The sequence below is a fragment of the Microbacterium neungamense genome, from assembly GCF_024971095.1.
Taxonomy (GTDB): Bacteria; Actinomycetota; Actinomycetes; order Actinomycetales; family Microbacteriaceae; genus Microbacterium; species Microbacterium neungamense.
The window spans coordinates 58,710-79,879 of sequence record NZ_CP069717.1; the positions used below are offsets into that span (position 1 = coordinate 58,710).

Below are 21,170 nucleotides of genomic sequence, written 5' to 3' on the forward strand. Positions count from 1 at the left end.
CGCTCCGTGGGTGCCAGGTCACCCGATCAGGCTCGGCTGCAGGTCCCGCAGGGTGCGCCGGTGCGTCATCCGGGTGACGCCGATCGCGGCGATCACGAGGGCGCCGACGAGCCAGACGCCGAGCACCCCGAGATCCCAGAGCGCGCGGTGCAGATCGCCGCCGTACATCAGCTGACGCATGGCGTCGACGACGTATCCCATCGGCAGCACGTGGTGCAGGGTGGACAGCGGCGCCGGCAGCGTCTGCCAGGGGAACGTGCCGCCGGCGGTGACGAGTTGCAGCACCATGAGCACCAGGCCCATGAACTGGCCGACCGAGCCGAGCCAGACGTTGAGGGCGAGGATGATCGCGGCGTAGGTGGCGGATGCCATCACCATGACCCCGAGCGAGCCGCCGGGGTGCTGGAAGTCGAAGCCGAGGGCGAAGCCGAGCACCGCGAGCAGGCCGACCATCTGCAGCGCGCCGAGCCCGGCGGGGGTGAGCCAGCCGGCGAGCGTGATCCGTACGGGGGAGTGCAGGGCGGTGACGGCGCGACGCGAGATCGGCTTGACGATGAGGAACAGCGCGTAGATGCCGATCCAGCCGGCGAGGGCCGCGAAGAACGGGGCCAGGCCCTGGCCGTAGTCCTTCGCGGCGGCGACCTTGTCGCTCGAGACCGACACCGGATCGGCGATCGTGTCGGCCTGGGCGGCGCGCAGCTCGGGGGTGGAGGCCGGGATCGCGTCGACGCCCTGGGCGAGGCCGTCGCGGAGCGTGCCGATGCCCTCGCCCAGTGTGTCCAGGCCGTCGCGCAGGGTGCCGGCCCCGTCGCGAGCGGATGCCGCGCCGTCGGCGGCGCTGCGGGCGCCGTCCGCGAGCTGCCGGGCGCCGTCCGCGACGGAGCGGGCGCCCTCGGCGAGCCGTTCGACCTTGCCGGCCGCCTCCTGTGCGGCGGTGTTCCCCTCGCGGAGCCGGTCGGCCACCGGGTCGAGCCGACTCAGCACGGTGTCGATCTGCTCCGGGGTCAGGCCCTGCTCGGCCATCGCCTGCGCGAGATCCCCACGCGCGGTGGGCAGGGCGTCGGTCGCCTGCTGCGCGAGCGAGGCGGCTCGGCCCGCGGCATCCGCGAGCTGGGCGTTGCCGTCGCGCACCTGCGCGGCACCGTCGGCCAGCCGCTGGGCGCCGTCCGCCAGGGTGCCGGTGCCGTCGGCGAGAGTGGCGAGCCCGGATGCCAGGGTCGCGGAGCCGTCGTGCGCGGTGCCGGCACCGTCGAACAGCTGCGTGGCGCCGTCGGCGGCCTCGGACAGCTTGCCGCGGACGTCGCTGAGGCCGGTGAGCAGGCGCTCCGCGGCCTCGGAGCCGACCATCTCGGCGACCGACCGGCGGATGCGTTCGACCGTCTGGCTGCCGATGGTCGAGGCGAGGTAGTTGTTGGCGTCGTTGGTCTCGAGCTCGATCAGCGCCTGGTGCGGCTGATCGCCCCCGGCGGAGGCGAGCGCTGCGGAGAAGTCGGCGGGGAGGGTGACGGTGAAGTCGACGGTGCCGTCTTTGAGCGCCCGCTCGGCCTCGGCCGCCGTCATCACGCGCCAGTCGAACGCGCCGTCCTCGAGGAGGTTGTCGGCGACCTTCTGCCCGTAGTTCTCGGGGGCGGATGCCTCGGCCCCGGACCCTGAGCCCGTCGAAGGGTCGGTTCCGGCATCCTCCACGACGAGTGCGACCGGCACGTCGGGGAACCGGCCGTACGGGTCCTGGTTCGCCCAGAGGTAGAGGCCGCCGTAGAGGATGGGCACGCACATCAGCGCCACCAGGGCGATCGCCGCCATCGGACTGGCGGTCAGCCGCCGCAGCTCCGCCGCGATCATGGACGGCACCTTCATCGCTCCTCCTCCTCCTCCGTTCCGGTCGTCCCTTCCTCCCGACCCGCGGAACGCGTTTCGTCTCGCTCGCCTTCGGCGTGCTCGCTCAACGACCGGGAGGTGGGGGGCCCGTCGAGGTCGAGTGGAGCGCCGGATGCCTCCGCGCGAGCTGGCATCGGGTCTGGCGGGAGCACGCCGAAGGCGTGCGGGGGCATGTCTCGCGCGGAGGCATCCGACGCGGAGCGGGAGTCTGCCGCGGAACGCGTTTCGTCTCGCTCGCCTTCGGCGTGCTCGCTCAACGACCGAGAGGGTTCGTGCTCGCTCGACGACCGGGAAGGGAACGAGGCGAGGACAGCCGCGGCGACGCCGCCGACGATCACCAGGACGGCGTAGCCACGCTCGGCGAATTCGGCGGAGATGCGCCACCAGCCGTCGGGGCGCCCGCCGTGCCGGTCGGGGGAGACGAGCACCAGCCCCTCCACGCCCTCCCGCAGCACCGCGAGCTCGCACAGGATCCGCACCCGCGCGGCCGGATCGACGGTGCCGATCGGGGCGTCGGCGAGGTCCGGGAAGCCGAGGTTCTCCAGCCAGCGCCGCGCGTGCACCGGGGTGGCCGCACGGCCGGCGAACATGAGCTCCTCGCCGACGACGGCGGCGACGGTCACGTCCGGATGCGGATCGCTGACGTCGGGGGCGTCGACGAGCGCCACCCGGTGCCGCAGCGCCGCGGCATCCGCATCGTCGTCGATCGTCACACGACCGGTGGATGGCCTCATCCGCCCGGAGGCGATGAGGCCGAGCACTGTCGGGCGCTGCTCGGTCTCGGCGAGCACGAAGCGGGCCTCACCGGTCTCGTAGCTCAGCGACATCTCCGGCAGGGCCTGGCCGCGGCGTCCCTTCGAAACGCGGTCGAGCACGATCCTCATGCGTCCTCCTCGGCCGGGTCGAGCAGGTCGGGGTGGGCGCGCAGCACGGCATCCGCCTCCCGCCAGGAGAGGCCGGCGACGCTGAGCAGGGTGCGCACGACGAGATCGGCGGCGGCCGGGGACGAGGCATCCGTGCGCGCCACGACCGTGCGCGCGATCTCCTCGATGAGCCGGGCGAGCGTGGGCGCCGCGAGGTCGGTGCGGAAGGTGCCGTCCTCCTGCCCGCGGCGCACGAGATCGGCGACCGCGCGGCGCAGCGGGGCCAGGGCCTGCGCGGTCTGGGCGACGTGCGCGTCGTCCAGGGCCAACGCCGCCGCGACCTGCACGTGCGCCGCCTCGCGCCAGAGCCGTGCAGCCAGGCGGGCGAGAGCGAGCCGGGCATCCGTGTCGGTGACGGATGCCGCGATGGCGTTGAACCGCTGCGCGCCCGAGGCGATCAGCTCGCGGATCAGGGTGTCGCGGTCGACGAAGTGCCCGTAGAGCGTGCGCCGGGACAGTCCGGCCCTGCGCGCGATCGCATCGATCGACGCGTGCGGGTCGCTCGCGAGTGCGTGGCGGGCCGCGTTCAGGATGCCGGCGCGGTTGGCGCGGGCGTCGCTGCGGGGCGGGCGGGCGGGGGTCATGCCTCCAGTGTACGTAACTTGCACATGACCGTGCAAGTTAGTGCCCCGGGCATCCGTTCCACGGATACGAAACGGGGGTCGACACGCCAGATGTCGGACCGAACCGTGGGAACGGTCCGACATCTGGCGTGTCGACCCCCGAAGTGCAGCGGAGGACGCCGGATCAGTCCGTGCCGGAGTCGAAGGCCGCGCCCTCGGATGCCGCGTCGACGGCATCCGTCAAGGCCTCGTCCGGCTCCGAGACCGAGCCGTGCACGGCCTCGGTGATCTCGCCCGCCTCGCCCGCGGTGACACGGCCGACGAGCTCGCCCGTCGCGCCGCCGACCAGGCCGAGGCCGGCGTACTGCTCGAGGCGCGAGCGGGAGTCGGCGATGTCCAGGTTGCGCATGGTGAGCTGACCGATGCGGTCGACCGGGCCGAAGGCGGCGTCGCCGACGCGCTCCATCGACAGCTTCTCGGGAGCGTAGGAGAGGTTGGGCGAGACGGTGTCGAGGATCGTCCAGTCGTCGCCGCGGCGCAGCCGGATGGTCACCGAGCCGGAGATCGTCGAACCCACCCAGCGCTGGATCGACTCGCGCAGCATGAGCGACTGCGGCTCCAGCCAGCGGCCCTCGTACATCAGGCGGCCCAGGCGCCGGCCCTGCTCGTGGTAGGTGGCGAGGGTGTCCTCGTTGAGGATGCCGTTGACCAGGCGCTCGTAGGCGATGAACAGCAGGGCCATGCCCGGCGCCTCGTAGATGCCGCGGGACTTCGCCTCGATGATGCGGTTCTCGATCTGGTCGCTCATGCCGAGGCCATGGCGTCCGCCGATCGCGTTCGCCTCCTGCACCAGCTCGACGGGGTCGGTGTACTCGGTGCCGTTGATCGCGACCGGGCGCCCGCCGTCGAAGGTCACCGTGACGTCCTCGGCGTCGATCGAGACCTGCGGGTCCCAGAACTTCACGCCCATGATCGGGTCGACCGTCTCCAGCGAGACGTCGAGGTGCTCCAGGGTCTTCGCCTCGTGCGTGGCGCCCCAGATGTTGGCATCCGTGGAGTACGCCTTCTCGGCCGAGTCGCGGTAGGGGAAGCCGTGCGCGACGAGCCACTCGCTCATCTCCTTGCGTCCCCCGAGCTCGGTGACGAAGTCGGCGTCGAGCCACGGCTTGTAGATGCGCAGGCGCGGGTTGGCCAGCAGGCCGTAGCGGTAGAACCGCTCGATGTCGTTGCCCTTGTAGGTGGAGCCGTCGCCCCAGATGTCGACGCCGTCCTCCTTCATGGCGCGCACCAGCAGGGTGCCGGTGACGGCCCGGCCCAGCGGCGTGGTGTTGAAGTAGGTCTTGCCGCCGGAGCGGATGTGGAAGGCGCCGCAGGCGAGGGCGACGAAGCCCTCCTCGACCAGCGCGGTCTTGCAGTCGATCAGGCGCGACTTCTCGGCGCCGTACTCCAGGGCGCGGCCGGGGATCGAGGCGATGTCGTCCTCGTCGTACTGCCCCAGGTCGCCGGTGTAGGTGAACGGCACGGCACCCTTGTCGCGCATCCACGCGACGGCGACGGAGGTGTCGAGACCACCGGAGAACGCGATGCCGACGCGCTCGCCGACGGGGAGGGACTGGAGGACCTTGGACATGGCTCTCAGTCTATCGGCGGGGATGCGGCGCCCCCGGCCGTGCGTCGGCGGTCAATCCGGCCAGGCCCGCAGCTCGGCCGTGAGCCGGTCGAGGTATTCCGCGGGCCCGGCCTCGGCGAACCAGAGCCACAGCTCGGCGGCGTGGATCGGATACCAGGCGCGCACCGCGGCCGGCTCGGCGCCGTACGCGTCGATGAGGGCGGCGGCCGAGTGCGGGTCCTTCCGGCCGGCGGCCCAGGCGGCGCGCGCGAGCTCGCGGAGCGGATCGCCGACGTGTGCGGACTCCCAGTCCAGCCGCCGCCCCGGGCGCAGCGTCATCAGGATCGATCCCGGCCGTTCCGCGACGATCTCCGGAACGGGCAGACCGGAGCCGGACAGCGCCCGCAGCGCCCGCACCTCCGTGCCGTGCCGCACCGGATCGGTCATGCGCTTCTCGACCAGTCGCCGCCCGTCCCGCACGACGATCCGCACGTGCCCGACCGCTCCCTGTCGCATCCGATCATCCTGTCATCGCGATGCGGGACGGGGAACGGCGGGGGCGACGGCCGGCGGCGCTCGCCGCATAACCTGCCGCCCGCCGCACGTTCAGGAGGAGAACTCCCGTTCGGGAGGAGCATCCGCCCCCACAGCATCCTCCCGAGGTCGAGAACTCCTCCCGAAAAGGCGAGGGGAGGTCTCTGCGGACCCTCTCGCCTCCTCCCGAGAGGGCGAGGGGAGGTCTCGGCGGACCCTCTCGAGGCCGAGGCGCACCCGCCTCAGAACCCCGGGTACTCCTTCAGGCGCTCCTCGAACTCGGCCCGGTCGCCCTCGCCGAGCAGCTGGCGGGCGTGGATCACCAGCTGCACGCCCTCGAGCGGCTCGCCGTTCTCCTCGTGGTAGCTGCGGCGCTCGGCGAGGAGGTCGCCGGTGCGGTCCTTGGACAGGTCGTACACGGTGACGTACAGCAGCATGGGGTCGGGGTAGGCGTCGCTGTACCACTCCCAGGTGTGCTGCTGTTCGGGATCGGCCGACCCGTACAGCTTGGCGACCATGTCGTCGGAGATCCCCGAGCCGGGCTCGTTCAGGGCGTACAGGTCGTACATGCCGTGCGCGCGCAGCACCTCGTCGATCGTGCGCATGACGGCGCGCTTGCGCTCGTTGTCGCGGACGGGCTCTGCGGTGGTCCACACCGTGGAGGTGTACCGCTTCAGCATCGACTCGCCGCCGTAGCCGTTGCGCTCCGGGCTGATGTCGCGCGCCCCCGACTCCACCCAGCTGAAGCCGTACTCGGCGGTGAGTCGGTCGCGGATCTCGGCCATCAGGGCGTCGCCGTCGGACTGCACCTGCTCGAGCGAGCGCTGGTCGAGGATGTCGCGCGAGGACGTGCCCCGGATGCCCGGATACGCCTGCTCGTGCTTCTGCTCCTCCGTCTTGGTGCCGTCGTAGTCGTGCACGGCCGCGGCGCGCAGCGCCCCCATCGCGCCGACGGTGGCGACGTTGAACAGCAGGGTCACCGCCAGGGCGATGGCGCCGAGCATCCGCCCCCGCGCCGTGGCGAGGGCCGCGATGACCACGCCGACCACGACCAGCTGCAGCGTGATCATCGTGACGCCGTAGAGCGCGTCGGTGCCGCCGGCGAGCATCAGCAGCAGCAGCGTCAGCGTGAACAGCACCACGACCGAGATGGCGACGAGCCCCAGCACGTTCGCCGGGCGCTTCTCGGCGAACGCGGGTTCGGTGTGCGTGAGCGTCGCCGGCGCTGCGGGAGCACCGGCGGGGAGGCCGGCGGTGACGGCGGTGCGCCTGGCCCCGCGGTACCCGCCGGGCGGGGGCGGCGGGGGCGCGCCCTCCGAGCCGCCGACGTATCGCGAACGCTGCCTGTCTACCACGGCTTGTCCGTTCCTCCGCCGCCCTCGTCGCCGCCGCCGAGCTGATCCTCGCGCTCCTGCTGGCCCTGGTTCAGGCGCTCCTCGATGTCGTCGAGCTGCTCCTGCGAGGGCTGCGGCTCCTCCTCTTGCGGCGGTTGCTCGCCCTGCTGCGGCTGCTCCTGCTCCTGCTGACTCTGCTGCTGCTTCTCCTGCTGGCGCTGCTCGTTCTGCTCCAGAGTGTCGCTCATGTCGCGGTTCGGGTCCGGCGACTGCTTCTGCGCCTGCTCGCTGTTGCACTCCTCCGGGGTCTCCACCGTGATCTCCAGCGCCTCGCCGTACAGCTGGGCGGCCTTGGCCGCATCCCCGTCGGCCTGCGCGGCGTCGCCCTGGCGCTCGATGACGAGGGAGAGGTTGATCCGCACGTAGCAGACGTCGAGCCCCGGGGCCAGGGGGAGGGCCTCCTCGAGCTCGGCGCGCGCCGGGCCCAGCTTCTCGGCGCCGGCCAGCGCGGTGCCGATGTTGTACGGCGCCTTGAACGGCTCGAACCAGTTCAGCCAGTCCTGCCCGCGAGCGGCCGCCTCCGACTCCGCGTACTCGCCGACGATGTACGAGCTGATCGCCTGGTGCGCGAACGCGTAGATGCTGAGGATCCTGCCGGCGAAGAACAGCGCGGCGAGGGTCAGGGGGAGGGTCCCGATCGCGATCCAGCGACGGATGCGGCGCCGGCGGCGATTCGATGCGAGCAGGGCGGCCGCGGCGTCGGCCTGGGTGGGGGCGGTCATCGGTCACCTCCCTCGGTGGCGGATGCCGCGAGGCCGCGCATCCGCGTCACCAGCATCGTCGCGCGGGCGAACTCGACGGCGAGGAGGGCGACGAGGGCGAGGGCGAGGATCCAGTACAGCTCGATGACGTTGCCCACCTCGCCGGAGGACGAGTAGTCGGTGGTGCTGGTGGGCGCCTCCGGCAGCTGCGGAGCGGTGTCGGCGGTGCGGTGCTGGTACTCGACGCCGAGCTCCTGGGCGATCGTGCGCAGGGCGTCCTCGTCGATGACGGAGCGGGCCGGCGCGCCCTGGTACTCGATGTACTCGCCGCCCGACCCCGAGCCCGTCGAAGCGTCGTCCCCGCGCCCGGTCGTCTTCATCATCGGCCCGCCCTCGGCGGTGCCGTACCCGAACACCGCGCCGCCGTCGACGTACTTGGCGCTGGAGCCGAACGACTCCGGCTCGGAGGACGCCGTCTGCTCGCCGTCGCCGAAGTAGAACACCATGCGCGAACGGTCCGGCGAGGACTTCGCGGCAGCGGAGAGGGTGTCCGCGAGCATCCGGTTCGCGATGCCGATCGAGCTGCCGCGCGACTGGTCGGTGACCTCGGGGCGCATCACCTCGAGCGAGGACATCAGCGCCGTGGCATCCGTCGTCAGCGGCAGGCGCAGCTGCGCCGACGCGTCGAAGGTGATCAGGGCGAAGCGCGCCCCCGGATACTCGTCGACGATCGCCTGCACGTCCGCGCGGACGCCGGTGAGCCGCGGCTCGTCGCCGTTCCAGTCCTCGGCGACGATGCTCGCGGTGCTGTCCACGACCAGCACGATGTCGGTGTCGGTCGCGAGGGTCTGCGAGGTGCCGCCCGGGATGCCGGGACGCAGCAGCATCACGAACGCGAGGAGCACGATGAGCAGGCGCAGGGGCCAGAGCCAGCGCGGGGTGGAGCCTGAGCGCGTCGGAGGGTCGGGGCGTTTCGTCTCGCTGCGCTCGCTCAACGACCGGGACACGATCTCCCGGACGACGACGAACACCACCGGCGCGCACAGCAGCACGAGCAGGAGCGGATGCAGGACGGGCTGGAGGATCACAGGTGCAGCCTCCAGACCAGCACGAGGAAGGCGAGCAGGGCGACGAGGGTCAGCGCGATCCACAGGTTCGGGGTGTCCACCCACACGACCTGGGCCTGACCCTTCAGCGCCGTCGCCTCCTGCTTCTGGATCTCGGTGATGATGTCGCCGACCGTGGTGGTGTCGCGGAGCGCGTACGACTCCCCGCCGGTGAGACGGGCGGCATCCGTCAGCTGCGCGCTCACCTGCGCGTCCTTGCCCTGCACCGGGTTGATCGCGAACACGCGGACGCCCCGTGACTTCGCGTACAGGGCGGCCTCCTCCACGGTGAGGATCGAGGCGCCGGCGAGCTCGTTGTCGGTGGCGAGGATCACCGAGCGGCTGCGCTCGTCGTCGAGGTGGTCGAAGCGCATGGTGCAGGCCGCGAGGCCGTCGCCGATCAGCGAGGCGCCCGGCCCGTTCAGGGTGCCGACCCAGTGCTCGGGCGTCTCGCTGGTGTAGTCGAAGCTCTCCCGGATCCGCTGCAGCTGCTCCCGGATGAAGACGTAGTCGTCCGTGAGGGGGAAGACCTGCACCGGGGAGCTGTTGAAGATGGTCAGCCCGATCCGTTCGCCCTCGAAGCCGTCCAGCAGCTCGAGGAACACCCCGAGCACCTCGACGTCGACGTCCGACATCGACCCGGAGACGTCGAGGCACAGCATGATGTCGCGGCTGTTGTTCACCGGCTGGATCGTCTGCGCCGACATCGGCCGCGCCGCGACCACGCCCCCGAGCAGCACCGCCACCGCGCCGAGCGCGAGCACCCCCGCGAGCAGCGTCATCCGTCGGCGCACCGCCTGCCGGAAGGCGGGCAGCGCCCGCATCCGTTCCGCCCGCGAGATCAGCACGGGTGCGGATGCCCGGTCCCGCCGCCCCGCGCGCAGGCCGAGCAGGATGCCGACGACCACCGCCGCGACCAGCACGCCGACGGCGACGAGGACCAGCCACCAGGTGTTCAGTGCCACGTCGTCACCACCTTCCGGGCGGCTTCGGCGCCGTAGATCGGGTCGATGGCCGGCCCGCGCTGGAAGATGCTCGGGTAGTAGTGCCGCCGGATCGCGTCGATGAGCGCCGGGTGGACGCCGCGGGCGACGAGGTCGTCGAGGGCGAGCACCGGCGCCTCCAGGCCGGAGTACTCGTTGACGAATGCGCGCACTGCCCGGCTGAGCTCGAGGTTCGCCCGGCGCGGGTCGAGGGCGCCGGCGCGGTAGGCGTCCTCGATGCGCTGCACCTCGGCGAGGTACTCCCCGCGCAGCTGCGACAGCACGTCGGGGGTGAGCAGCGTGATCGGCGCCGCCCCGGTCAGCGTGATGCTGCGCCGCGGGCGGGTGAGCACGATCACCAGCCAGGTGGCGAGGGCGAGCAGGGCGAGGATGCCGAGGGCCAGCAGCAGCCAGCCCCAGCCGTACTGCACCGGCGGATAGAGCTCGTCAGAGGCGGGCATGCGACCTCCGGTTGAGCATGGCCAGCAGCGCCGGCACGGCGTCGTCGAGGCCGGTGAGCTCGGCGTGCGTGATCTCGAGGCGGCGCAGCACGTCGTGGCGGTGGGCGGTGTCGGCCGCCTCCTGCGCGTCGACGGCGCGGATGAGCTCCTCGTCGCCGTGCACGAAGTCGGGCACCACCCAGCCGCTGTCCACGTCACGGCGGGTGCGGGTGCTGCGGCCGAGCACCGGATGCGCGTCGCGCAGCGTGATCCAGAGCACGTCGTGCTGGACGCGCAGCCGGCGCAGCATCCGCTCCGTCTCCTCGGTGACCGGCGCCTCGTCGGTGACGATGACGACGATCATGCGCCGAGCGATGGTGCGCGCCACGAAGGAGAGCAGCGACTCGCGGTCGTTCGGCGCCGTGCTCTCGGCGATGGCCCGGTCGATCGCGCGCAGCGCGTGCTCAAGCGCGCCCTCGGTGCCGCCCGGGGCCCGTCGGCGCCGGCCGCCGGCATCGCCGTGGACCACGGAGAAGTCGTCGCCGTGCCGCACGGTGAGGAACCCGAGCGCACCGACCGCGAGGATGGCGAGCTCGCGCTTGGACCGCTCATCCTCGGCCAGCGCGTTCATGCCCCGGCCGGTGTCGACGACGAAGAGCACCGTGTGCCGACGGGTCGCCTTGGTCCGCTTGATCAGCGGTGAGCCGTGCTTGGCGGTCGCCCGCCAGTCGATGTCGCGCACCTGATCGCCGTACTCGTACGGACGCAGGTCCTCGAAGTCGAGGCTGCGCCCGCGCAGCAGCGAGGCGTACGCGCCGTCCAGCGCGTGCACCGACTTCTGCGTGGAGCGGATGAAGAGGCGGCTCTTCACCTGCGTGATCAGCATGGTCATCGGTTCCTGAGCCTGTGGTCACTGAGCCTGTCGACGTGTCAGGGCGTCGGCACCGAGGCGAAGATCTGGTCGATGATCTCCTCGCTGCGGATGCCCTCGGCGTCGGCCTCGAAGGTGAGCAGCACGCGGTGGCGCAGTACGAGGTGGCGCAGGGCGCGGATGTCTTCGGGCAGCACGTGCGTGCGCCCGCTGAGCAGAGCGAGGGCGCGCGACGCCTGCAGGAAGGCGATGCTCGCACGCGGGCTGGCGCCGTACTTGATGAACCGGGCGCGCTCCTCGCCGATGTACGGCGCCGGATTGCGGGTGACGTAGGCCAGCTGCACGATGTAGTTCCGGACGGCCGGGTCGACGTACACCCGGGAGGCGATCTCCTGCAGGTCCTGCACGTCGTCGAGGCTGATCGCGCCCGGCACGTGCCGGTCGGGGTTGAGCACGCCCGAGTCGATCCGGTTCAGGATCTCGAACTCCTCGGCGGGGCTCGGGTACTCCACGATCTCCTTGAGCAGGAAGCGGTCCATCTGCGCTTCGGGAAGCTCGTAGGTGCCCTCCTGCTCGATCGGGTTCTGCGTCGCGATCACCAGGAACGGGCGGGGCAGCGGATGCATCTCGCCGCCGATCGTGGTCTGCCGCTCCTGCATCGCCTCGAGCATCGCGCTCTGGGTCTTCGCGCTGGAGCGGTTGATCTCGTCGAGCAGCACGAAGTTGGCGTGCACGGGACCGAGGACGGTGCGGAACGACCCGGTGGCGGATTCGTAGATCTGACTGCCGGTGATGTCGCTGGGCAGCAGGTCGGGCGTGCACTGGATGCGCTTGAAGCTCGCCTTCACGGTGTCGGCGAGCGTCGACGCCGCGGTCGTCTTCGCCAGGCCCGGGACGCTCTCGAGCAGGATGTGCCCGCCCGCGATGAGCGCCACGAGCAGGCTGGTGCGCAGCCGGTCCTGGCCGACCATCTTCACCGAGTACGAATCCGAGATGATCTTCAGGATGCGCTGCGCGCGCACCAGCTCGTCGCGGGAGAGCGGGGCCTTCGCGTCCTGCGCGGCGGGAGCGGCGGGTGCCGAGGGCGGAGGAGGCGTGCGCATCGCCGGCGGCGGGGGCGGCGCCGACGAGGTGGATCCGGGAACCGGGACATCGGTCATTCAGTCTCTCCTCCTGCGTCGGGGACCGGCCACGACCGCAGATCCCCCGGTACAGGCTATCGGGCGCCCCCGGGGGAGCACCCGCCCCTGCGCCGCTCAGCGGTCTCCGGCAGTGAGATCGAGCAGCCTCTGCTCGACGGCGGAGACGTCCTCCGTCCGCTCGTCCACCGTGAGCTCAGCCACCTGCGCGCGGACCCGGATGTCCCGCCCGGGCTGCGCCTCCACGTCGATCCGCGCGCCCGCTGCGGTCGCCCGGAACGACAGCCGGTCGCTCGCCTCGACCGTCCACCCGCGGCGTTCGATCGCCTCGGAGACGCTCTCAGCGATCAGCGGGGCACGGCGGTCGTAGCCGCTCTCACGATCCGATCCCCGCGCCGCCCGGCGGTCGAGCGCGCCGCGGCCGAATCGCGCGAGCACCTCCGCCTCGTCGATGCGCTCGAACCAGCGGTCGTCGACCACCATGGACCATCCGTCGTCCTCGGCCAGCAGCTCCGCGCGCTGCCACAGGCTGACCATGACGGTGTGCCGTGTCATGGAGCGGGGGTGTTCCGCACGTCGTGGACGAACTCCGCCAGGCCCTGCGCGGGCAGCTCGAGGGCGGCGTCGGCGCCGGGGTTGACCACGACGCCGACCGACGGCGGAATCCGCTGCAGCAGCTCGAATCCGTTGATGCGCACGGCCGCTCGCTTGCCGGTGAGGTACGTCGTCATCGCGTCGCCCGACGTGAACACGGCCAGGAACTGATGGCCCTCGCGCTCCAGGAGCACCGGTGATTCAGGGAGGCTCGCGCCCTTCGGCTCGTCCTCGGCGAGGAAGTACACCTCGGCGGCCGCCAGGGCCCACAGCGCCGTCTCCGGCGTCAGCGTTCCCTGCCGCGCACCGAGGATCGCCCGCTCCACGGCCGGGATCGCCTTGCGGTGGTCACTCATCTCACGCTCCGAACTTCCGGCGGCCGGATCGTCCCGACTTCTCGTCGCACGCCGTCTCCCAGATTAGTGGGCAGGTCAGAAGGCACGGGTGACGTTCCAGGAGCCGTCGAGGCCGATCTGGAATCCGAACGAGCCCGGCGGTACGACCGATCCGCCGTCCATGACGAACTCGCGCACGTCGTTGAGCATGTACCCGGACCCGGTGTTGACGGCGGTGTGCCCTCCTTCGAGGAAGTGCGCCCAGCCGTCGGCGTCCGCCGCGGTCGCGGTGCGCTGCGGCGGTGCGGCGTCGTTCGGGAACACGATCCCGTGGATGGCGCGGTCGTCCGGGTTGGTCACCGGCCGGGACAGGTCCGGATCGCCCGTGGTCCAGTCGATCTCGTACCCCGTGTAAGCGCGCATGGTCGCCGGAGACATGCCGGTCGCGCGTGCGGCGTCGGACGCGCTGGAGACGTGTGCGCCGTCCTCGAGCGGCATGACCCAGAACGGGCGCCCCTCCGCACCGAGCGTCGGGTTCTCCGTCTCGTAGTAGTCCCGCTGCGCTCGGCCGTCGAAGAAGACGACGGAGTAGCGGCCGCCGCGTGCGAGGTCGTCGCGCTCGCCCCGGCCCAGCTGCGTGCCCGGTTCGGGCGTGCGCGGCGTGTCCGGCCTGTCGTCGAAGCGGTCCTGCGACCGCACCTGCCGGACCACGGTGTCCACGTGATCGGCGATGTTCGCGGTGACCTGGTGCAGCTTGCGGTCCGCGTGGGCGAAACCTCGGAGGGCGGCCTGCTTGAGCTCGCGGATGATCGGTTTGATCGCGCTCATCGGTCTCCTCGTACGGCACTTCCTCTGCGAGCACCCTAACCGGGCGCGCGGCGCCGCGCACATGGGGAGAACCACCCACGCCGTGTCATCGTCGCCGGATGCCGAGCTCCGCGCGGTTATGCTCCGAGCATGCGAACAGTGCCGTTCCTCGACCTCGCCGACACCGCCTTCGACGTGAACTCCGACGTCGTGCACGAGGCCCGCGACACCAGCTGGTACGCGGAGACGCCCTACGGCTGGGCGGTGCTGCGCTACGAGGAGGGCACGGCGCTGCTCAAGGACCGGCGCTTCCAGCAGGGGAACGCACGCTGGCCCGCGCAGAACGGCATCCACGACGGGCCGTGGCAGCAGTGGTGGGGCGAGACGCTGCTGAGCCTGGAGGGGGCCGACCACCTGCGGCTGCGGAAGCTTCTCGGTCCGGCGTTCCGCAACAAGACCATCGAGGCGATGCGGCCGCGGTTCCAGGCCCTCGCGAACGAGCTCATCGACGCGTTCGCCCCGCGCGGTCGCGTCGAGTTCGTCTCCGAGTTCGCCGAACCGTACGCCTCCCGCATCCTCTGCTACCTGCTCGGTCTGCCGGACGACGAGTGGCCGCAGGTCGCGCACTGGGTCGACGACCTCGGCAAGTCCTTCGGCATCCGCGTGCGCGACGACCTGCCCCGCATCGAGGCGGCACTCGAGGGACTCACCGGCTACATCGAGGAGGTGATCGAGGACCGCCTCGCCCGGCCGCAGGACGACCTCGTCACCACGCTCGTGCAGGCCCACGACCCTTCGACAGGCTCAGGGACCCCTTCGACAGGCTCAGGGACCCCTTCGACAGGCTCAGGGACCGAGTCCCAGCTCAGCCGCCGGGAGCTCAGCGTGGCGCTCGTCTTCCTCGCGTTCGCCGGGATGGAGACCACCCGCAACCAGCTGGGCCTCGCCCTGCAGACGTTCCTCGCGCATCCGGATCAGTGGGCGCTGCTCGCGCAGCATCCGGAACTCGGCGGCCGCGCCGTCGAGGAGGTGATGCGCGTCAACCCGACGGTGACCTGGGTGACCCGTGAGGCGACCGAGGACGTCGACCTGAACGGCCTGCACGTGCCGAAGGGCGGCATCGTGCAGGTGCTGTCGCACGCGATCGGCACCGATCCGTCCCGGATGGGCGACGAGCCCGGTTTCGACATCCGCGTGGAGGACCGCCCGCTGCACTCCGGCTTCGGCGGCGGCATCCACCACTGCCTGGGTCACTTCGTCGCGCGCACCGACATGTCCGTCGCGCTGCCGCTGCTCGCCCAGCGGATGCCGGATGCCGAGCCCGACGGTCCCGGTGAGTGGCTCCCGGTCTCCGGGAACACCGGGCCGGTGCGGTTCCCGATCCGGTTCACGCCCGGCCACTGAGCCCGCCGTCCGAGATCGTCGCGCGGGCGGAGATCGTCGCGCGGGCCGGGCGCGGTCGATCCCCAGGGCGTCTCGGACCGCAGGGCGATCCCGAGCGTGCGCTGCAGCTGCGCGAGGATCGCCGCGAGGATGAGCGCGGCCGCCGCGAGCCGGGCGAGGTGCCACCACCTGGTCATCTCTGCCTCCGCAGGTCACCTTAGCGAGCCGCGGGCTCGGGATCTCGAGCACCGGGGCGCCGACACGCCTCCGATAGGATGGGGGCGCCCGTTCGGGCCAGCTCATCGGCCGGTGCAAACCCGGCGAACAGCGGCAGCTTCAGGGGGGTCCACCCATGCCAGGAATCGTGATCGTCGGCGTCCAGTGGGGCGATGAGGGCAAGGGCAAGGCCACCGACCTGCTCGGCGAGCGGACCGACTGGGTCGTCAAGTACAACGGCGGCAACAACGCCGGGCACACCGTCGTCGTCGGCGACGAGAAGTACGCCCTGCACCTGCTGCCCTCCGGCATCCTCACCCCGGGCGTGAACGCTGTGATCGGCAACGGCGTCGTGGTCGACCTCGAGGTGCTCTTCAGCGAGCTCGAGGCGCTCTCCGCCCGCGGCGTGGACATCTCCCGGCTGAAGGTGAGCGCGAACGCCCACATCATCACCCAGTACCACCGCACGCTCGACAAGGTCACCGAGCGCTTCCTCGGCAAGCGCATGATCGGCACCACCGGGCGCGGCATCGGCCCCGCCTACGCCGACAAGATCAACCGCGTCGGCATCCGGGTGCAGGATCTCTTCGACGATAACATCCTGCGGCAGAAGGTGGAGGGCGCCCTCGACCAGAAGAACCACCTGCTGGTGAAGGTGTTCAACCGGCGTGCGATCACGTGCGAGGAGATCGTGGAGGACCTGCTGTCCTACGCCGAGCGGCTGCGTCCGCTCGTCGCCGACACCGCCCTCCTCCTCGACGAGGCGCTCGAGCGCGGCGACGTCGTCGTGTTCGAGGGCGGGCAGGCCACCATGCTCGACGTCGACCACGGCACCTACCCGTTCGTGACGTCCTCGTCGGCGACCGCCGGCGGGGCATCCACCGGGTCCGGCGTCGGGCCGAACCGGCTCGACCGCATCGTCGGCATCGTCAAGGCCTACACCACCCGCGTCGGCTCCGGTCCGTTCCCGACCGAGCTGTTCGACGAGCACGGCGAGTGGCTGCGCAAGCAGGGCTTCGAGTTCGGCACCACCACCGGCCGGCCGCGCCGGGTGGGCTGGTACGACGCCCCGATCACGCGGTACGCGACCCGGATCAACGGCATCACCGACCTCGTGCTCACCAAGCTCGACATCCTCACCGGTCTGGACCGCATCCCGGTGTGCGTGGCCTACGACGTGGACGGCACGCGCTTCGACGAGGTGCCGGTGAACCAGACCGACTTCCACCACGCCAAGCCGATCTACGAGTACTTCCCCGGATGGAGCGAGGACATCTCCGGCGCCCGCACGTTCGAGGACCTGCCGCAGAACGCGCAGGACTACGTGCTCGCCCTCGAGGGCATGAGCAACACCCGGATCTCCGTCATCGGCGTCGGCCCGGAGCGCGACCAGGTCATCGTCCGCCACGACCTCCTCGACTGAGAACGCCCCGGCCCTTCTCCGTCTATTTGTGCCGTTCTGCTGCCTAGCGTGCGCTGAAGCAGCAGAACAGCACAAATAGACGCGGGGGGCGCGCGGCGCGGGGCGCGGGGGGCGCGCGGACGCGGGGGGTGGGGGAGACGGGGGAGGATGGGGGCATGACGCGGTTCTGGGTCGGCGGGTACGGCAGTGACATGGACGGCGACGCCGAGGGCATCGGCTTCCTCGCGGTCGACGAGGGGCGCGGTCCGACGACGCTCGCCTACCGGGGCGTCGCGGCGCCGGTCGCCTCGCCCTCGTGGCTCGCTCCGCATCCGGTGCTCGACATCGTGTACGCGGCCCTCGAGGGAGCCGGATCGGTGCAGGCCTTCGCCCGCACGGATGCCGCCACGCTGCGCCCGCTCGGCGATCCCGTCCCGGCGGGCGAGGCCGTGTGCCACCTCTCGGTGTCGCCGGACGGACGGATGCTGATCGCCAGCTGCTACGGCGACGGCCGCGTCGTCCGGTACGGCCTCGACCGTGACGGCCGCATCGTGCCGGCGCAGGCGGATGCCGCGGCCGCGCTGCGCACCGCCCTCTTCGGCGGCGACACGGGCGAGGACGGCGATGACGGAACGGATGCCGCTCGGCCAGGCGCCGGCGCGGCGGCATCCGACCCCTACCCGGTGCCGGCCGGAGAGGACCCCCGCTCCTCTCACGCGCACGCCGCCGTGTTCCTCCCCGACGGGCGCATCGCCACGACCGACCTTGGCTTCGACCTGGTGCGGATCTGGCGCCCGAGCGGCGCGGGCCTCGCGATCGACCACGAGGTCGCCCTCCCGCGCGGCACCGGGCCGCGGCACATGGTGCTGCACCCCAGCGGCCATCTCCACGTGGTCACCGAGTACTCCTGCGAGGTCTTCACCCTGGCATCCGGTCCCGACGGGCGCTGGGATCTCGTCGGCGCGACGACCGTGACGCCCATCGCGCAGATCGGCGCCGACTTCCCCGCCGAGCTCGCCCGCTCGCGCGACGGCGCCACGCTGTACACCGCCCTCCGCGGCAGCAACACCCTCGCCGCACTGCGGGTGCGCGGCTCGGGGGAGACGCTCGAGCCGTTCGCGGTCACCGAGTCCGGCGTCGACTGGCCGCGGCACCACCTCGTGTACGACGGCACGCTGCTGGTGTCCGGCCAGCGGTCGAACACGGTCGCCGTCGTCGACCTGGACGAGCGCACCGGCGCCCCGCGCGACGTCCGTCACGTCGCCACCGTGCCGACACCGACCCAGGTGCTGCCGGTCCGCTGAGCACGGCGCCTGACACCGCGCGGTCCCCGGTCGACCGGCACCCGGTCGACCGGCACCCGGCCGGCCGTCACACACCGGTGCCGGATCGCTATCGTCGTAGCTACGCCGACCTTGGAGGATCATGACCGCTGAAGCCGCCCGCGACGAGCTGCTGCGTCTGCGCGCCAGCATCGACAACATCGACGCCGCTCTGATCTTCATGCTGGCCGAGCGCTTCCGCTGCACGCAGCAGGTCGGCCGGCTCAAGGCGGAGCATCGGATGCCGCCATCCGACCCGGCCCGCGAGGAGCAGCAGGTCGCCCGCCTCCGCGCGCTCGCCGAGGAGGCGCACCTCGACCCGGAGTTCGCCGAGAAGTGGTTCAACTTCGTGGTCGCCGAGGTCATCCGTCACCACTCGGAGGCCGCCGAGAACCGGTGATCCCGCGCCTCGGGCATCCGTCCCCTCCGCGCCCGCCGCGCGTGCGGCCGGTTGCGGATGCCGCCGGGAGCATTCCGCACCGCGCGAGGGTGTTTCGGATGCGGAAGGCCCCCACCGGCGAGAGCCCACCCCGCCGACCGGCCGGGAACGCCTCAGACGCCAGCAACCGTCGGTGCGGTATTCTGATCGGTACCGCCGTTAAACGATCATAAGAGCGAACGGCGCCTGCTCACCCGCACGCACGGCGGAGCGGTCGCGCAGTCCGTGGCGTACGAGCTGCCGATCCGGTACAAGAGCCACCAGCGCACCGACGAGAAGGAGCGCATCGCCCGCGCGGCCGCCGCCCTCGTCGCCCCGGGCAGCGCCGTCGGCCTGTCCGGCGGCACGACCACGACCGCGATCGCCGCCGCGCTCGCCGCGCGGGAGGACCTGCCCGAGCAGGGCCTCACCGTGGTCACGAACGCGGTGAACATCGCCGCCCAGCTTGCCATGCGTCCCGAGCTGAAGGTGGTCGTCACCGGCGGGGTGATCCACGCGCGCAGCTACGAGCTGGTCGGGCCCTTCGTGGAACAGCTGCTGCGCGGCATCCGTCTCGACATCGCCTTCATCGGCGTGAACGGCCTCTCCGCATCCGCCGGCGCGACCACGCACGACGAGCGCGAAGCTGCGGTGAACCGGCTCATGGCGCAGCGGGCCCGGCGCGCGGTGATCGTCGCCGACTCCGCCAAGGTCGGCGCGGAGGCCTTCGCCGCGGTCGGCGGGGCGCACCTGTTCCCGATGGTGCTCACGGATGCCGGCATCCCGGATGCCGAGCGCGAGGCGCTCCGCGACGCCGGCTTCGAGGTGCGCATCGCCGACTGAGCCGGTCGTCCGAGCGAGGCGTTCGGGTCGCAGAAGGCGCTGGTATCGCAGCATCCATCCGGCCGGCCACCCGCCTCACCATCCGTTCACCGAGCGTTCCATTCGCGGTCCGGCGGTCTCGTAATTGCCGGTCACTTTCGGGAGTTGGAATACGGGTGTTCTCGGAAAGCCGGGAATCCCCCTCCCGAAAGGTCATCGCGGAGGCGAGCGTCGGACGGCATCCGGCGCACGAGTTCTTCACCGAGCGGTACGCGTGGGTGCGCGAGCGGATGCGGCGGGCGGTGCATCACGCGCAGGCGACCGGCGAGCTGGGTGAGAACCTCGACGTGGATGCCGCCGTCGACCTCATCATCGCGGCTGCGGACGGGCTGCAGCAGCAGTGGCTGCTCGATCGCTCGATCGACATGGTGGAGCGGCTGCAGCGGCTGTGGACGGGACTCGCGGCGGTCTCGCACCTCGCCGAGCACCCGGGCGCGGTCGCGGCGCGCTGACCGGAGGGCGCCTGCGGCGACGAGCCGGCGCCCGCGGGTGCGTTGAGCGCGGCGCGTGCTCATGCGAGGATGACCCTCGACCGGGCTCGCCGCGCGAGCCGCCCGCCTCGGGAGGAGCAGACATGCAGCTGGCGATGATCGGACTCGGACGGATGGGCGGCAACATCGTCCGTCGCCTCATGCGGGACGGACACGACTGCGTCGTCTACGACGTGAATGCGGATGCCGTCGCCGCGCTCGCCGCGGAAGGGGCGACCGGCGCGGACAGCATCCCCGATCTGGCCGCCAAGCTGCAAACCCCGCGCGTGGTGTGGATGATGGTGCCCGCCTCGCTCACCGGAGCCGTGGCCGACGAGGTCGCCGCGGTGCTGGAACCGGGCGACATCCTCATCGACGGCGGCAACTCGAACTACCGCGACGACGTCCGCCGCGCCGCCGCGATGCGCGAGCGCGGCATCGAATACGTCGACATCGGCACCAGCGGCGGCGTGTTCGGCCTCGAGCGCGGGTACTGCCTGATGGTGGGCGGGTCGGATGCCGCGGTGCGTCACCTGGAGCCGATCCTGCGCACGATCGCACCCGGCGCCGGGGAGATCGAGCGCACGCCGGGACGGACCGGCGACCTGGCTCCCGAGGAGCAGGGCTTCCTGCACTGCGGCCCGGCGGGCGCCGGGCACTTCGTGAAGATGGTGCACAACGGCATCGAGTACGGCATCATGGCGGCGATCGCCGAGGGACTGAACCTGCTGGAGAACGCGGATGCCGGGGTGCGCGAGGCGGAGCACTCCGCCGAGGTCGCGCCGTTGGAGGAGCCGGAGTTCTACCAGTTCCCGATCGACACCGCCGCCGTCGCGGAGCTGTGGCGCCGCGGCTCGGTGATCTCGTCGTGGCTGCTCGATCTGACCGCCGCCGCGCTGCACGAGAACCCGACGCTGGAGGGACTCGCCGGCCGGGTCTCCGACTCCGGCGAGGGGCGCTGGACGGTCAAGGCCGCCGTCGACGTCGGCGTGCCGGTGCCGGTGCTGGCGGCGTCCCTCTTCGAGCGCTTCGCCTCACGCGACGAGGACCACTTCGCCAACCAGGTGCTCTCCGCGATGCGGATGCAGTTCGGCGGTCACAAGGAGCGTCCCGCCGGCGACGTCCTCGAAGCCGGCGCGCGCAAGTCCGACTCCCACTGACCGTCCCCCTCCCGGTCGTTGCCCCCTCCCGGCCGTTGAG

22 protein-coding genes are annotated in these 21,170 nt (G+C 71.8%); 7 read left to right on the plus strand and 15 right to left on the minus strand.

Annotated features, from left to right (window positions below):
* Positions 1 to 18: 18 nt before the first annotated feature.
* The 15 genes from JSY13_RS00310 to JSY13_RS00380 form a co-directional block, all read right to left on the minus strand.
* A complete protein-coding gene (locus JSY13_RS00310) occupies positions 19 to 1,857 on the minus strand; it encodes a YhgE/Pip domain-containing protein (RefSeq protein ID WP_259607039.1) in 1,839 nt (612 codons plus the stop codon).
* The gene (locus tag JSY13_RS00315; protein ID WP_259607040.1) at positions 1,854 to 2,762 is read right to left on the minus strand and encodes a hypothetical protein; all 909 of its coding nucleotides are present in this window, start codon (positions 2,760 to 2,762) and stop codon (positions 1,854 to 1,856) included. Before JSY13_RS00315 ends, JSY13_RS00310 begins: the two co-directional genes overlap by 4 nt.
* Positions 2,759 to 3,385, minus strand: a complete 627-nt coding sequence (locus tag JSY13_RS00320) for a TetR/AcrR family transcriptional regulator (RefSeq protein WP_259607041.1) — start codon at positions 3,383 to 3,385, stop codon at positions 2,759 to 2,761. The genes JSY13_RS00315 and JSY13_RS00320 overlap by 4 nt, the downstream gene beginning before the upstream one ends.
* Before the next feature lie 163 nt (positions 3,386 to 3,548).
* Entirely contained in the window at positions 3,549 to 4,994 is a 1,446-nt protein-coding gene (gene argG / locus JSY13_RS00325) for an argininosuccinate synthase (protein WP_259607042.1), read from the minus strand.
* Between the two features lie 51 nt (positions 4,995 to 5,045).
* Positions 5,046 to 5,489 carry a phosphotransferase gene (locus JSY13_RS00330; protein ID WP_259607043.1) on the minus strand — a complete coding sequence of 148 codons (444 nt, stop codon included), beginning with the start codon at positions 5,487 to 5,489 and terminating at the stop codon, positions 5,046 to 5,048.
* A gap of 260 nt (positions 5,490 to 5,749) precedes the next feature.
* The gene (locus JSY13_RS00335) at positions 5,750 to 6,862 is read right to left on the minus strand and encodes a hypothetical protein (protein WP_259607045.1); all 1,113 of its coding nucleotides are present in this window, start codon (positions 6,860 to 6,862) and stop codon (positions 5,750 to 5,752) included.
* Positions 6,856 to 7,623, minus strand: coding sequence for a hypothetical protein (locus JSY13_RS00340; RefSeq protein WP_259607047.1), 768 nt, complete (start codon positions 7,621 to 7,623; stop codon positions 6,856 to 6,858). Before JSY13_RS00340 ends, JSY13_RS00335 begins: the two co-directional genes overlap by 7 nt.
* Positions 7,620 to 8,690, minus strand: coding sequence for a vWA domain-containing protein (locus tag JSY13_RS00345; RefSeq protein ID WP_259607048.1), 1,071 nt, complete (start codon positions 8,688 to 8,690; stop codon positions 7,620 to 7,622). Before JSY13_RS00345 ends, JSY13_RS00340 begins: the two co-directional genes overlap by 4 nt.
* On the minus strand, positions 8,687 to 9,673 hold the full coding sequence (locus tag JSY13_RS00350; RefSeq protein WP_259607049.1) for a vWA domain-containing protein: 987 nt from the start codon (positions 9,671 to 9,673) through the stop codon (positions 8,687 to 8,689). The genes JSY13_RS00345 and JSY13_RS00350 overlap by 4 nt, the downstream gene beginning before the upstream one ends.
* The gene (locus JSY13_RS00355; protein ID WP_259607050.1) at positions 9,664 to 10,152 is read right to left on the minus strand and encodes a hypothetical protein; all 489 of its coding nucleotides are present in this window, start codon (positions 10,150 to 10,152) and stop codon (positions 9,664 to 9,666) included. The genes JSY13_RS00350 and JSY13_RS00355 overlap by 10 nt, the downstream gene beginning before the upstream one ends.
* Complete coding sequence (locus JSY13_RS00360; RefSeq protein WP_259607051.1) at positions 10,139 to 11,023, minus strand: DUF58 domain-containing protein; 885 nt, start codon at positions 11,021 to 11,023, stop codon at positions 10,139 to 10,141. Before JSY13_RS00360 ends, JSY13_RS00355 begins: the two co-directional genes overlap by 14 nt.
* A 38-nt stretch (positions 11,024 to 11,061) precedes the next feature.
* Entirely contained in the window at positions 11,062 to 12,105 is a 1,044-nt protein-coding gene (locus tag JSY13_RS00365; protein ID WP_432806455.1) for an AAA family ATPase, read from the minus strand.
* A gap of 153 nt (positions 12,106 to 12,258) precedes the next feature.
* The gene (locus tag JSY13_RS00370; protein WP_259607053.1) at positions 12,259 to 12,696 is read right to left on the minus strand and encodes a hypothetical protein; all 438 of its coding nucleotides are present in this window, start codon (positions 12,694 to 12,696) and stop codon (positions 12,259 to 12,261) included.
* The gene (locus JSY13_RS00375) at positions 12,693 to 13,091 is read right to left on the minus strand and encodes an SseB family protein (protein WP_259607054.1); all 399 of its coding nucleotides are present in this window, start codon (positions 13,089 to 13,091) and stop codon (positions 12,693 to 12,695) included. The genes JSY13_RS00370 and JSY13_RS00375 overlap by 4 nt, the downstream gene beginning before the upstream one ends.
* 75 nt (positions 13,092 to 13,166) lie before the next feature.
* On the minus strand, positions 13,167 to 13,898 hold the full coding sequence (locus JSY13_RS00380) for a hypothetical protein (protein WP_259607055.1): 732 nt from the start codon (positions 13,896 to 13,898) through the stop codon (positions 13,167 to 13,169).
* A 129-nt stretch (positions 13,899 to 14,027) separates the two neighbouring features.
* Here JSY13_RS00380 and JSY13_RS00385 point away from each other — a divergent pair, with 129 nt between their 5' ends.
* The 7 genes from JSY13_RS00385 to gnd all read left to right on the plus strand — a co-directional run bounded on the left by JSY13_RS00385 (position 14,028) and on the right by gnd (position 21,130).
* Positions 14,028 to 15,281, plus strand: coding sequence for a cytochrome P450 (locus JSY13_RS00385; RefSeq protein WP_259607056.1), 1,254 nt, complete (start codon positions 14,028 to 14,030; stop codon positions 15,279 to 15,281).
* A gap of 331 nt (positions 15,282 to 15,612) precedes the next feature.
* The gene (locus JSY13_RS00390; RefSeq protein WP_259607057.1) at positions 15,613 to 16,899 is read left to right on the plus strand and encodes an adenylosuccinate synthase; all 1,287 of its coding nucleotides are present in this window, start codon (positions 15,613 to 15,615) and stop codon (positions 16,897 to 16,899) included.
* A 155-nt stretch (positions 16,900 to 17,054) separates the two neighbouring features.
* Complete coding sequence (locus tag JSY13_RS00395; protein ID WP_259607058.1) at positions 17,055 to 18,182, plus strand: lactonase family protein; 1,128 nt, start codon at positions 17,055 to 17,057, stop codon at positions 18,180 to 18,182.
* Between the two features lie 121 nt (positions 18,183 to 18,303).
* A complete protein-coding gene (locus JSY13_RS00400; RefSeq protein ID WP_259607059.1) occupies positions 18,304 to 18,600 on the plus strand; it encodes a chorismate mutase in 297 nt (98 codons plus the stop codon).
* A gap of 264 nt (positions 18,601 to 18,864) precedes the next feature.
* Positions 18,865 to 19,461 (plus strand): DeoR/GlpR family DNA-binding transcription regulator, encoded by a 597-nt coding sequence (locus JSY13_RS00405; protein ID WP_259607060.1) that lies wholly within the window; start codon positions 18,865 to 18,867, stop codon positions 19,459 to 19,461.
* Between the two features lie 155 nt (positions 19,462 to 19,616).
* Positions 19,617 to 19,952, plus strand: a complete 336-nt coding sequence (locus JSY13_RS00410; RefSeq protein ID WP_259607061.1) for a TetR family transcriptional regulator C-terminal domain-containing protein — start codon at positions 19,617 to 19,619, stop codon at positions 19,950 to 19,952.
* A 122-nt stretch (positions 19,953 to 20,074) separates the two neighbouring features.
* Positions 20,075 to 21,130 carry a phosphogluconate dehydrogenase (NAD(+)-dependent, decarboxylating) gene (gnd, locus tag JSY13_RS00415; protein ID WP_259607062.1) on the plus strand — a complete coding sequence of 352 codons (1,056 nt, stop codon included), beginning with the start codon at positions 20,075 to 20,077 and terminating at the stop codon, positions 21,128 to 21,130.
* Positions 21,131 to 21,170: the final 40 nt, after the last annotated feature.